The organism is Bradyrhizobium sp. WSM3983, from assembly GCF_000473045.1.
Lineage (GTDB): Bacteria > Pseudomonadota > Alphaproteobacteria > Rhizobiales > Xanthobacteraceae > Bradyrhizobium.
In genome coordinates this window covers 70655-82491 of the sequence record NZ_AXAY01000016.1, presented here as the reverse complement: position 1 = coordinate 82491, position 11837 = coordinate 70655, and the positions used below count along the sequence as shown (strand labels likewise).

Annotated in this window: 12 protein-coding genes; 5 read left to right on the top strand and 7 right to left on the bottom strand. The window is 64.0% G+C overall.

Features of this window, described 5'->3' with window-relative positions:
• Nucleotides 1-68 precede the first annotated feature (68 nt).
• The 5 genes from YUA_RS0122980 to YUA_RS0122960 all read left to right on the top strand — a co-directional run bounded on the left by YUA_RS0122980 (nucleotide 69) and on the right by YUA_RS0122960 (nucleotide 3516).
• Entirely contained in the window at nucleotides 69-374 is a 306-nt protein-coding gene (locus YUA_RS0122980; RefSeq protein ID WP_027532815.1) for a DUF2282 domain-containing protein, read from the top strand.
• Between the two features lie 46 nt (nucleotides 375-420).
• Nucleotides 421-1338 (top strand): DUF692 domain-containing protein, encoded by a 918-nt coding sequence (locus YUA_RS0122975; protein WP_027532814.1) that lies wholly within the window; start codon nucleotides 421-423, stop codon nucleotides 1336-1338.
• On the top strand, nucleotides 1328-2104 hold the full coding sequence (locus tag YUA_RS0122970; RefSeq protein WP_027532813.1) for a DNA-binding domain-containing protein: 777 nt from the start codon (nucleotides 1328-1330) through the stop codon (nucleotides 2102-2104). Before YUA_RS0122975 ends, YUA_RS0122970 begins: the two co-directional genes overlap by 11 nt.
• The gene (locus YUA_RS0122965) at nucleotides 2104-2613 is read left to right on the top strand and encodes a DoxX family protein (protein WP_027532812.1); all 510 of its coding nucleotides are present in this window, start codon (nucleotides 2104-2106) and stop codon (nucleotides 2611-2613) included. The genes YUA_RS0122970 and YUA_RS0122965 overlap by 1 nt, the downstream gene beginning before the upstream one ends.
• Before the next feature lie 90 nt (nucleotides 2614-2703).
• Nucleotides 2704-3516 (top strand): class I SAM-dependent methyltransferase, encoded by an 813-nt coding sequence (locus tag YUA_RS0122960; protein ID WP_027532811.1) that lies wholly within the window; start codon nucleotides 2704-2706, stop codon nucleotides 3514-3516.
• Here YUA_RS0122960 and YUA_RS0122955 read toward each other — a convergent pair whose 3' ends face one another.
• The 7 genes from YUA_RS0122955 to YUA_RS0122925 all read right to left on the bottom strand — a co-directional run bounded on the left by YUA_RS0122955 (nucleotide 3517) and on the right by YUA_RS0122925 (nucleotide 11704).
• A complete protein-coding gene (locus tag YUA_RS0122955; RefSeq protein WP_027532810.1) occupies nucleotides 3517-5088 on the bottom strand; it encodes a L,D-transpeptidase in 1572 nt (523 codons plus the stop codon).
• Between the two features lie 260 nt (nucleotides 5089-5348).
• Nucleotides 5349-6536 carry a CaiB/BaiF CoA-transferase family protein gene (locus YUA_RS0122950; protein ID WP_027532809.1) on the bottom strand — a complete coding sequence of 396 codons (1188 nt, stop codon included), beginning with the start codon at nucleotides 6534-6536 and terminating at the stop codon, nucleotides 5349-5351.
• Nucleotides 6537-6674: 138 nt separating this feature from the next.
• Entirely contained in the window at nucleotides 6675-7370 is a 696-nt protein-coding gene (locus YUA_RS0122945) for an ABC transporter ATP-binding protein (protein WP_027532808.1), read from the bottom strand.
• On the bottom strand, nucleotides 7370-8119 hold the full coding sequence (locus YUA_RS0122940; RefSeq protein WP_027532807.1) for an ABC transporter ATP-binding protein: 750 nt from the start codon (nucleotides 8117-8119) through the stop codon (nucleotides 7370-7372). Before YUA_RS0122940 ends, YUA_RS0122945 begins: the two co-directional genes overlap by 1 nt.
• A complete protein-coding gene (locus YUA_RS0122935) occupies nucleotides 8116-9408 on the bottom strand; it encodes a branched-chain amino acid ABC transporter permease (RefSeq protein ID WP_027532806.1) in 1293 nt (430 codons plus the stop codon). Before YUA_RS0122935 ends, YUA_RS0122940 begins: the two co-directional genes overlap by 4 nt.
• Complete coding sequence (locus tag YUA_RS0122930) at nucleotides 9405-10352, bottom strand: branched-chain amino acid ABC transporter permease (protein WP_027532805.1); 948 nt, start codon at nucleotides 10350-10352, stop codon at nucleotides 9405-9407. The genes YUA_RS0122935 and YUA_RS0122930 overlap by 4 nt, the downstream gene beginning before the upstream one ends.
• A gap of 119 nt (nucleotides 10353-10471) precedes the next feature.
• Nucleotides 10472-11704: a branched-chain amino acid ABC transporter substrate-binding protein gene (locus tag YUA_RS0122925; RefSeq protein WP_027532804.1), complete on the bottom strand. Its 1233-nt coding sequence runs from the start codon at nucleotides 11702-11704 to the stop codon at nucleotides 10472-10474.
• Between the last annotated feature and the right edge of the window lie 133 nt (nucleotides 11705-11837).

Sequence of the window (11837 nt, the reverse complement as noted above, 5' to 3'; positions counted from 1 at the left end):
TGGACGAGCCGAACGAGACAATGCGCGTTTCGCTTGCCAAGCGATGCCATCTCAAAAGGAGAAACTCGATGTCTGCCAAACTTGCTGTCACCACGCTCGTTCTCGCGGGCGCCATGTCGACCGCCCTCGCGACATTGGCCACCGCTGCGCCGCTGACCAAGGCCGAGGCCGATGCCGCCGTCGCCGCCAAGAAGGAGAAGTGCTTCGGCGTCGCGCTGAAGGGCCAGAACGACTGCGCCGCCGGGCCGGGCACGACCTGCCAGGGCACCTCGACCACCGACTTCCAGGGCAACGCCTGGAAGTTCGTGCAGGGCGGAACCTGCGCCAGCATCGACCTGCCGAATGGCAAGAAGGGCTCACTCAAGCCGGTCTGAGGTTCCGAACCAGCACATCGCCAAACAGGGAAAGCGGAGGAGCGACATGAACGCGACAATCGGACCTGTCCCGTCCACAGCCATGCCCCTCCGCTTTCCGATTCCCGTCGGCGGCGTCGCCGGCACCAGCTTCAAGCACGAGCACCTCGCGGCGATCCTCGCCGACGGCCCGCAGGCCGGCTTCTTTGAGGTTCATGCCGAGAATTACATGGGCGCGGGCGGACCGCCGCACCGTGCGCTGGAAGCGATCCGGCGCGATCATCCGCTTTCGCTGCACGGCGTCTGCATGTCGATCGGCGGACCGCAGCCGCTCGACAAGGCGCACCTGGCGCGCTTCCGCGGCCTGGCGGCGCGCTACCAACCGGCCATGGTGTCCGAGCATCTGGCCTGGTCGACGCATGAGACCAGCTTCTTCAACGATCTGCTGCCGCTGCCCTACACCGAAGCGACGCTGCGCCACGTCTGCGATCACATCGACGAGATGCAGGAGGCGATCCGGCGTCCGATCCTGCTGGAAAACCCGTCGACCTATCTCGCATTCGCTGAGACGACGATGAGCGAGACCGACTTCATCCGCAGCGTCGCGGGGCGCACCGGATGCGGCTTGCTGCTCGACATCAACAACGTCTTCGTATCCGCGACCAATCATGGATTTTCGGCGCTCGACTATCTCGCCGATTTTCCGCTGTCGTGCATTGGCGAGATTCATCTCGCCGGGCACGACGAGCAGGCGGACGACGATGGTGAGCCGCTTCTGATCGACAGCCACGACGGCCCGGTCGCGGACGCCGTGTGGAAGCTTTACGAGATCGTTATCGAGCGCTGCGGCCCGGTGCCCACGCTGATCGAGTGGGACTCCAGGATTCCGGATTGGCCGGTCCTGAAAGCCGAAGCCGCCGCTGCACAGGCGATCCTTGATCGCCGCGAAATGGCGGAACTGGCAGGGGACCGTCATGCCGCCTGAGCCCGTCACCTTTGCCGCGGCCTTCGCGCCGGCATTGCTGGATCCCATGCGCGCCGCGCCGCCGGTCGTGACCGGGCCGAACGGCAGGGCGGTTGGAAAGCGCTACGACGTCTATCGCAACAATGTCACGGTGAGCCTGATCGATGCGCTCGCCGCGATCTATCCGGCGGTGCAGCGCATCACCGGCACCGACTTCTTCCGCGCGATGGCGCGCTTCCATGTTCGCAGCTACCCGCCGACCTCGCCGCTGCTGTTCGAATATGGCCGCGACTTTCCCAGCTTCGTTGCGCGGTACGAGCACGCTCAGATCATGCCATGGCTCGCCGACGTTGCCCGCGTTGAACGAGCCTGGCTCGATGCCTACCACGCGCGCGATGCGGCGCCTCTCGCACCCGCACATCTCGCTGCGGCAGCGCCGGAGCGATTGGCCGATCTCGTGTTCACACCGCACCCGGCCACGCAGATCGTTCGCTCGGAATTTTCCGCGGTGACGATCTTTGCCGCCAACCGCGATGGCGCGCCCGTGAGCCGTGTCGACGCCTCGACGTCGGAGGACGCGCTGATCACGCGGCCCGGGTTCGATGTCATCGTGCGGCACCTGCCTCCTGGCGGCGCGGCCTTCGCGGCCCGCCTGATGGAGGCCCGACCGCTCGGCGAGGCCGCGGCGTCGGCACTGGACGCATCGCCCGACTTCGACATCGCCGCCAACATCGCCGGCCTGATCGAGGCCGGTGCATTCACCTCAATTGCCTTCGGAGACGCATGATGATCACGGACCAACGCTTGTCGGCAAGTGGCAGCCTGCCGTCACTCGGGCTCCTCGTCGAGAGAGCCAATCATCTGGTGCAGACAATTGCCGCCCCCTCGCTGGTTCAGCTCGTGCTGCGTCTGGCGCTGGCCGTGCCATTCTGGCGCTCGGGCATCCTCAAATGGGGCGGCTTCCTCAAGCTGAATGACACAGCGGTGACGCTGTTCAGCGACGAGTTCATGCTCCACCTGCCCGGAGGCCCCTATCACTTTCCGGCGCCGACAGTGATGGCCTTCCTGTCGGGATGCGGCGAGATCATGTTTCCGGTCCTGCTGGTCCTCGGCCTCGGCACGCGGTTTGCCGGGCTCGGGCTGCTGTTCATGACGCTGATCGTCGAGCTCACCGTGCCCGATGGCTGGCCGATCCATATCACCTGGGCGGCGATGGCGCTCGCCATCATGGCGTACGGGCCGGGGCGCGTCTCGTTCGACCATCTGATCGGCCGGATGTTCTCGCCCGAACGATAAACGACCACGGGGTCTGAGACGACCCCACGCCGATTTCAGAGCGGTCAATCCGTGCTATCCTCGGACGTCCAAACCTTCAGCGAGGCATGCATGTCCAGCACCGACAAGGTTTTCGCCGGCTCGGTCCCAAGACTCTACGACGAATATCTGGTGCCGCTGATCTTCTCAGTCTATGCCGACGACCTGGCGAGACGCATCGCTGCGCTATCGCCCTCCGACTTGCTCGAGATCGCCGCAGGCACCGGCGCCGTGACGCGAGCCGTGGCAGCGCTGCTCCCTGCCGGCGTCCGCTATGTTGCGACCGACCTCAACGAGCCGATGCTTGCGGTGGCCAAGCACCGTCAGGGTGAAGACCCCCGCATGTCCTGGCAACAGGCGGATGCACTGGCTCTGCCCTTCGAGGATTCCGCGTTCGACGTCATCTGCTGCCAGTTCGGCGCCATGTTCTTTCCGGATCGCAGCAAGGGTTATGCGGAAGCGAAACGGGTGTTGAAGCCTGATGGCACGTACCTGTTCAGTGTCTGGGACCGTATCGAGGATAATGTGTTCGCGGATGACGCGACCGTCACGCTCGGCAAGATGTTTCCCGACAATCCGCCACTGTTTATGGCGCGGACGCCGCACGGCTATCACGACAAGGCCGTCATCAAGGCCGATCTCGAACGCGCGGGCTTCAAGGGCATATCGATCGAGACGCTGACAGCGATCAGTCAGGGGCCCTCGGCGGAATATGTCGCAATCGCATACTGCCAGGGAACGCCGCTGCGCGGCGAGATCGAGGCCAGGGATGCGAGCAAGCTTGAGGCCGCAACCGATGCCGTCGCGCAAGCCATCCGGAAACGCCACGGATCCGGACCGGTCGAGGCGAAGATTCAGGCCCTGGTGATCACGGCACGGCCATGATTACCAGAAGCTCCGCTGCACCGGCTGCGTCGATTGATAGTACTGGTATTGGCCGCCGCGCCGGCGCGGATTGACCGGCTGCGGGTTGGGATCGCGCTGCCCAAAGAAGAAGAAGCCGTTGCCGCCGAAGCCACCGCCGTTGCCCCAGCCATCGTCGCTGGCCATTTCCACCGGCGGTGCGGTCGGCTTGCGGGTGATGAAGCCACCTTGCGGATGATTGCTCAGGACCGCAACGAACTCGGTGCGGTAGTTGGTCTCGGCGCTCAGCGGCTCGTCCGAGATGATGATCGACGAGCGCGGCAATGCCGTCGGCCCGATGCGATCCCACACCTCCTGCGGGATGGTGACGCGGTCGAGCGCGTCCTTGGCGTTGTCGCCCTCGTCGATGGTGACGACACTCCAGCGCAGGCCGGTGTCGTTCTTCGCCATCGCCGTGAAGATGTGCGTACCGAGCGGCTGGTCGGGATTGCGGATGGTGACGGGAACCTCGATGCTGGTGTCGAACACCTCGCCGCCGCCATCCGGCGCCGGCTTGTGGGTGTTGCGCCGGACATAGAGCTTCTGCGTTGCGCGGCTGATGTAGACCGAGACCGGCTCGAGCGCGAGCTTGGCATCGGTCGCAGCCTTCACGGCATCGGCCTTCCTGGCCGAGGCAACCTTGGCGGCCTCTTTTGTGGCGGCAACCGCATCGCGCTTCGGCTGTGCCGCGGCCTTGGCGGCGTCCAACTGGGTCGCCGCATCCGCCGCCTTGGTCGCGGCCTTCTGCTTCAGCTCGTCGGCCTTTGCCTTGGCCTGGTCGTTCTTGGCATTGGCAATCAGCTTGTCGGCATAGGCATTCTCGGCGTCGGCGCGGGCCTTCTGCTGCTCCAGCTTGCGCAGGGAAGCCGGCAGCGATTGTGCGTCCTTCGCCGCCGCAGCCGCGGCCTTCTTGGCGTCATCAGCCACGCGCACGGCCTCCTCCGCCTCGACGGAGAGCCTGTCGGCACGGCTCGGTACCGCCGCAATGGCCTCCTTGCTCGGCACGAACAGCGAGGGATGCGAGAAATCGACCGGAGCGGCGTCGTTCGGCGAGATGATCACCCGCATGCCGATATCGGTCTTGTCGAACAGGCCCTCGGCGAAGTTGAAGGGCATGCGTACGCAGCCGTGCGAGGCGGCATAGCCGGGCAGTGGTCCGCCATGCAGCGCGATGCCGTTCCAGGTGATGCGCTGCATGTTCGGCATCCAGGCATCGTCATACATCGTCGAATGGTGGTCCTTGTCTTTCTCGACAACGGCGAAGACGCCCGCCGGCGTCTCGCGTCCGGTCGTGCCGGTCGAGACCGGCGCGCGCAGGATCCAGCCCTCGGAATCGTAGAACGTGACCTGCTGGCTCTTGATCGACACGATCGCCATGATCGGCTCGCCCGCTTCGCGCTGCGCCACCGCCTCGGCGGTCTGGCGCGGCTGCTTGGCGGCAAGGGCTTCACTCGGGGCGGCCAGCACGACCGCCGCGGCGAACATCACAATTCCGGGAGCCCCCCAACGCCGCATCGCTCCATTGGATTGCGCCGTCGTCAGTCGGTCTTTCATGCCATTCCCCGGTTGCCTGTCCGCACTTGGTCCGTCATCGATCAGATTGCGATCTTTGGATTAAGAAATCGCAGCCACCATCCGTTCCGTTTCCGGCGATATTCGGTCCGTTCCGGCGACGAAACTCTCATATACGACGGTCCGTGCGGGCGAAAGGGCGGTTCGCGGCCGGGGCTGGCCTGGAGCTGACGGGCGCGCTGCGGCGGAATGTCCGTCCTCGGAGGCGGGAACAGGATGTGACCGGAATCACAGAGAGTGCGTCAGGCGCCGACTGCCCTGTTCGCGACGAGTGATTCGATCTCGGCGTCGCTCAAGCCTGCTTCGCGCAACACCTCGCGCGAATGCTCGCCGAGGCGCGGCGGCATACGATGGATGCCGGCCGGGCTTTCGGAGAACTTTGTCGCCGGGCGCGCCTGGCGAATGCGTCCTTCCGTGGGATGATCAATGTCCGCAAACAGTCCGACGGCAGCGAGATGCGGCTGATCGCCGATCTCGGTGAGTCGGGCGAAGGCGGTGTGCGGCACATCCAGCCGCAGCAATAGCTCCTCCCACTCCGCCGTGGTGCGGGTCGGTCCGATCTCGCTCATGCGATCGTAGACCTTGTCGATGTTCTGGGAGCGAAGCACGGGATCGCGCACCCCTAGTTCTTCGATCAGTTCGGGGCGGCCAACGGCGTCGAAGAAGGCGCTCCAATTGTCGCCGGAATAGGGCAACATGGTCAGCCAGCCATCCTTGGTCTGCACCGGGCGCCGGTTTTTCATCCGCTTGTAGCCGGTCGGGCCGATCGGCGGATCGAATGCGTGGCCGCCCAGCATCTCGGTGCTATTGAAGCCGGCGATCGTCTCCAGCATCGGCACCTCGACCATCTGGCCCTGCCCGGTGCGCTCGCGCCGGAACAGCGCGGCGGACACTGCACCGACCATCGCTATCGCGCAGATCTTGTCGCCGATCAGGCTCGGAACGAATTCCGGCTCCTCATCCGATCCGATCGATGATGCGAGGCCAGACGCCGCCTGGATGATCTCGTCAAAGGCGGGGCGTGCCGCCCACGGACCATCCTGGCCAAAGCCTGTCGCGGCTGCATAGATCAGCCGCGGGTTGAGTTTCGCACAGGCTTCATAGCCGAAGCCGAGCCGCGCCATCGCCGCCGGCCGCACATTGGTGACGAGCGCATCGACTGTCGGGATCAGTTTTGCCAGCGCCGCCTTGCCGTCCGGATGCTTCAAATCGAGCGCAAGGCTGCGCTTGTTGCGGTTGACCGCCATGAACTGGCCGCTCATGCCGCGGTTCCGGAACACGCCGGTGTAGCGCCAGGTATCGCCCGACGGCGGCTCGATCTTGATGACATCGGCGCCCCAATCGCCGAGCATTTGCGCGGCGTAGGGTCCGAACAGCACGCTCGTCAGATCGAGAACGCGGATGCCGCTGAGGGGGCCGGTTGGTGCCATCGTCTCTTCACTGTAGTTGGAGGAAGCATTCACGGGCAGGCGCAGGCGGGCGAGGCCAGCGCCCAGCCCCGCCTGTCACAATACATCGAGACTACTTACCGAGGACGTCGCCGAACAGCTCCCAGGACTTTGCGAGCGTCAGACCTCGAGCCATTCCTGCCGCACAGCGGCATTGGCCTTGAGCGCGTCCGGCGTGCCCTCGAACACGACGCGGCCGTGGCCCATGATGTAGACGCGCTTTGAAATTCGCATCGCGATCGACAGTTTTTGCTCGACGAGGAGAATGGCGACGCCGGCTTGCGCGATCCGCGCGATGAGATCACCGACCTGCTGCACGATCAGCGGCGCGAGACCTTCGGTGGGCTCGTCGATCATGATCAGATCGGGATCGCCCATCAGCGTCCGGCACGTCGTCAGCATCTGCTTTTCGCCGCCGGACAGCACGCCCGCGGCCGTATCGGCGCGCGCGGCGAGATTGGGGAACATGTCGAGCATGTCCTGGAGCCGCCATTTGCCGGGACGGCGCGTGTCCTTGATGCCAAGCACGAGATTTTGGCGAACCGTCAGGCTCGGGAAGATGTCGCGATGCTCGGGCACATAGCCGAGGCCAAGGCGCGCGATCTTGTAGCTGGGGAGGCCTGCGATGTCCTTGCCCTTGAAGCGGATGGTGCCTTGCGGGGCGACCTCGCCCATGATCGCCTTGACCGTGGTGGAGCGGCCGACACCGTTGCGCCCGAGCAGGCTCACGACCTCGCCGGCGGCGACGTTGAGATCGATGCCCTGGAGGATGTGGCTCTTGCCGTAATAGGCGTGGAGATCCCTGACCTCGAGCATCAGTGCGCTTCCTCGCCGAGATAGGCTTCCTTGACCTTGGGATCGCGCCGGATCTCTTCCGGCGTGCCCGAGGCGATGATGTGGCCGTAGACCAAGACCGAGATACGGTCGGCAAGGCCGAACACGACGCTCATGTCGTGCTCGACGATCACGAGCGTCTTGCCCTCGGTCAGCCGCCGGATCAGCGAGACCGCGCGGTCGGTTTCGGCGTGGCTCATGCCGGCGGTCGGTTCGTCCAGCATGACGACGGTAGCACCGCTCGCGATGGTGATGCCGATCTCGAGTTCGCGCTGCTCGGCATAGGTCAGAAGACCCGCCGGAACGTCGCGCCGGTGCGTCAGATGAATATCGTCGAGGATCTGCGCCGTGCGCTCGCGCACTTCGGGCAGGCTGTCGACGTTCTTCCAGAACGCGTAGCGATGTCCTGTTGCCCACAGCACGGCGCAGCGCACGTTCTCCCAGACGGTCATGCGCGCGAACACATTGGTGACCTGGAACGAGCGCGACAGGCCGCGGCGGTTGATCTCGAATGGCCGCAGGCCTGAGATCAGATCGCCGTTCAGCTTCACCTCGCCCGAGGTCGGCGCGATATGACCGCTGATCAGGTTGAACGTGGTGGACTTGCCGGCGCCGTTCGGGCCGATGATGGCGTGACGTTCACCCTTGGCGACGCTGAGATTGAGGTCGCGGATGATGCCGACATTGCCGAATCGCTTCTCGACGGCGCGGACTTCGATGGCTGCGGTCATGCGAGATATCCCCGGTCACGCGCCACCGTGGCAGCCCGATCCCACGCCTCCGCGATCCGCCGCCAGGTCAGCCGCGCGACGAACGCGCCACCGACAACAAGAATCGCAGCCGCGATCCATGTCACCGGCGATGTCGGATTGAAGGCATTGCCGAACAGGTTGATTGCGTCGCCGCCGGAGAAACGCGCGACGGTCTCGATCGTCAGGATCACGCCGCAGGCCAGCGCAATCGTCGGCACGATCGCGACGAGATAGGACGGGATCACCGTCCACAGCGTCCCGGCGCGGATCAGCGGCCGATGCATCATCAACAGGCCGGCGATGCCGCCCGGCGCATACATCACGATGCCGATGAAGATGATGCCGAAATAGAGCTGCCAGGCCGTGGTGAGGTTGGTCAGCCCGAGCTGGAGATACGTGACCAGGATCGCGCCGAGGATCGGGCCGAAGAAAAACGCGGTGCCGCCGATGAAGGTCGAGAACAGCACGAGACCCGACTGGATGGCGCCGAGATAGGCGGAGTTCGCGATCTCGAAATTGATCGCGGCAAGGCCACCGGCGATGCCGGCGAAGAAGCCGGCAAAGCAGAAGGCGATGTAACGGACGACGTGCGGATCGTAGCCGATGAACTGGACGCGCTCCGGATTGTCGCGGACCGCATTGCAGATCCGTCCGAGCGGCGTCCGCGTCAGCGCGTACATCGCGATCGCCGACAGCACCAGCCAGAACGCGATCAGATAATAGACCTGAAGCTGCGGGCCGAACGACCAGCCGAGCATCTTCGGCAGCGCGGTGCGGTCCGTGGTGATGCCGGACTCACCGCCAAACACCGAGCGCAGGATCAGCGAGGAGGACGCCACCAATTCGCCAATGCCGAGCGAGATCATCGCAAACACCGTGCCGGCGCGCTTGGTCATGACCCAGCCGATGATCATCGCGAAGACAAGACCGCCTAGCCCGCCGAACAACGGGATGAAAGGCAGCGGGATCGGCCAGCCGTGCGACACCACCGCATTCATCATGTGACAGGCTGCGAATCCGCCGAGGCCGTATTGCACGGCGTGACCGAACGACAGCAGGCCGGTCTGGCCGAACAGGATGTTGTAGGACAGCGCGAACACGATCGCGATGCCGATCAGACTGAACGAGGTCAGCGAGCCGCCCGAAGAGAAGATCATCGGCAGGACGATCAGCACGGCGATGCCGATCAGCCAGACGCCGTAGAAGCGCAGGCTTCCACCGGCAGGATCCGCCGCCATCTTGGAGGTCGAGGTCGTAGCCGTATTCATGACTCGCGCGTCCCCATCAGGCCCATGGGGCGTACGATCAGAATGATGACCAGCAGAAGATAAGGAATGATCGGGGCGACCTGCGCGATCGTGACGTTCCAGATGTCGGTGAGAACGGACGGCCCAGCCGACGGATCGAGCGGCCCGAAGGCGCTCGCCAGCGAGCCATCGAGCGCCACGGCGAAGGTCTGGACCAGTCCGATCACGAGTGACGCGACGAAGGCCCCCGATAAGGAGCCGAGACCGCCAAACACGATGACCACGAACAGGATTGGCCCGAGCGAAGCGGCCATGTCGGACTGGGTCACCAGGGCAGGACCTGCAATGACGCCCGCAAGGGCGGCCAGCGCGCTGCCGACCCCGAACACGGCCATGAAGATGCGCCCGACATTGTGGCCGAGATGCCCGACCATGTGAGGATGCGTCAGCGCCGCCTGCACGATGAGGCCGACCCGGGTGCGCTTGAGCACGATCAGGAGCGCCACGAAAATGATGACCGACACGGCCAGCATGAAGATCTTGTAGGCAGGATAGTTGGTCGAGAAGATCGTGAAGGCCGGAAAATCCAGCAGCGCCGGCACGCGATAGTCGAGTGGGCTCTTGCCCCAGATCATCGAGACGATCTCTTCGATCGCGAACGCCAGACCAAACGTCAGTAGCAGCTCGGCGACATGGCCGTGCTTGTGCGTGTTGCGCAGGCCGTAGCGCTCCACGGCCATACCGATGGCGCCGACCAGAAGCGGCGCCAGCACCAGCGCCGGCCAGAAGCCGATCCACTTCGTGAGCTGGAAGCCGAAGAAGGCGCCGAGCATGTAGAAGCTGGCATGGGCGAAGTTGAGTACGCCCATCATGCTGAAGATGACGGTCAGCCCGCTCGACAGCAGGAAGAGCAGCATGCCGAACAGCACACCGTTCAGGGTTGAGATGACAATGAGTTCAAGCACAGCACACTCGTAGCTTTCCGGGGCCTGATGGCCCCGGTGAATATCGCCCAATCAAAAGTAGTCCAGCCGCCGTCTCCCCGCGGCCAATGATGGTCGCGGGAAAACGACAGATGTCGTGATTACGGCCGCGTCATCTTGCAGGTCGTGGAGACCATGGCCTGCGGCGTATCGACCTTGGAGACCAGGTGCCAGCCCCAGCCGGTGTTTTCCTCGTCGAACGGCTCGCTCTCGGTCAGCTTGCCGAAGGAGGAGATGTAGATCGGCTGCAAGAACTGATGATCGTCCCTGCGCATGATACCCTCGCCACCATCCAGGACCCCGAACTTCAGGTCCTCGAGCGCCGCCGCGACCTTCACGGGATCGATCGAGTTCGCTTTCTCGGCCGCAGCCTTGAACATGCGCATCTCGTTGACTGCGCGCGGGTACCAGAGCGACAAATTGACCTTGGCGCGGAAGGCCTTCTCGTAGTCCATCGCGCCCTTGTTGCCGGAGTTGGCAAAGCCTTCGGTAATCTGGAAGACCTGATGATCGAGGCCGGTCTGCTTGACGGCAGTGGGACCGCCGGCGCCGCCGGCATAATAAGTATACCAGTTGACCTTCAGTCCGGCATCGGCCGCGGCCTTGAGCAGCAACGCAAAATCCTGGCCCCAATTGCCGGTGACGACGCTGTCGGCGCCGGACGCCTTGATCTTGGCGATGTACGGCGAGAAGTCCGTGACCTTGAGCAGCGGATGCAGTTCGTCGCCGACGATCTGGATGTCGGGACGCTTGGCGCCGAGCATCTTGCGCGCATCAGAGCGCACAGACTGGCCGAACGAATAGTCCTGGTTGATCAGATACACCTTCTTAATGGAGGCGGTGTCCTTCATGTAGTTGGTGAGCGCTTCCATCTTGATGTCGGAGCTCGCATCCCAGCGGAAATGCCAATAGCTGCACTTCTCGTTGGTCAGGCTCGGATCGACGGCGGCGTAGTTGAAGTACAGGACTTCCTTGCCGGGGTTGCGCGAGTTGTTCTTGGTCACGAAATCCGACAGCGCCGCGCCGACCGACGAGCCATTGCCCTGGGTGATGTAGTGGACCCCGGCGTCGATCGCCTTCTGGGCCTGCACCAGGCTCTCCTGCGGATTGGTCTTGTTGTCGAGCGGGACGATCTCGATTTTGTGGCCGAGGATGCCGCCCTTGGCGTTGAGCTCGTCGGCCAGATACTGGAATGTCTTCAAACCGCCCTCACCGACGCTGGCACCGCCGCCAGAAAGCGGATCGATGTAGCCGATCTTGAGGGTGTCCTCGGCCGACGCTGCATGACCAAGCATCGGGGTGATCACGGCAATGGCCAAAGTGAGCTTGCGCATTATTTCGTTTCCTCGCTGGCTATCGACTTTAGTCGATGGGATTTTTTGCGCTTGTTGCAGCGCAATTTTCAGAGTCTTAATGAGCAGAACGAACTTTGATTTTCAAGCGCAACAAGACATGGCTCCGGCCGCC

Bases quoted from the DNA above. Each gene is read 5' to 3' on its own strand.
- YUA_RS0122980 (WP_027532815.1), top strand. From the start codon at position 69: ATGTCTGCCAAACTTGCTGTCACCACGCTCGTTCTCGCGGGCGCCATG.
- YUA_RS0122975 (WP_027532814.1), top strand. From the start codon at position 421: ATGAACGCGACAATCGGACCTGTCCCGTCCACAGCCATGCCCCTCCGC.
- YUA_RS0122970 (WP_027532813.1), top strand. From the start codon at position 1,328: ATGCCGCCTGAGCCCGTCACCTTTGCCGCGGCCTTCGCGCCGGCATTG.
- YUA_RS0122965 (WP_027532812.1), top strand. From the start codon at position 2,104: ATGATCACGGACCAACGCTTGTCGGCAAGTGGCAGCCTGCCGTCACTC.
- YUA_RS0122960 (WP_027532811.1), top strand. From the start codon at position 2,704: ATGTCCAGCACCGACAAGGTTTTCGCCGGCTCGGTCCCAAGACTCTAC.
- YUA_RS0122955 (WP_027532810.1), bottom strand. From the start codon at position 5,088: ATGAAAGACCGACTGACGACGGCGCAATCCAATGGAGCGATGCGGCGT.
- YUA_RS0122950 (WP_027532809.1), bottom strand. From the start codon at position 6,536: ATGGCACCAACCGGCCCCCTCAGCGGCATCCGCGTTCTCGATCTGACG.
- YUA_RS0122945 (WP_027532808.1), bottom strand. From the start codon at position 7,370: ATGCTCGAGGTCAGGGATCTCCACGCCTATTACGGCAAGAGCCACATC.
- YUA_RS0122940 (WP_027532807.1), bottom strand. From the start codon at position 8,119: ATGACCGCAGCCATCGAAGTCCGCGCCGTCGAGAAGCGATTCGGCAAT.
- YUA_RS0122935 (WP_027532806.1), bottom strand. From the start codon at position 9,408: ATGAATACGGCTACGACCTCGACCTCCAAGATGGCGGCGGATCCTGCC.
- YUA_RS0122925 (WP_027532804.1), bottom strand. From the start codon at position 11,704: ATGCGCAAGCTCACTTTGGCCATTGCCGTGATCACCCCGATGCTTGGT.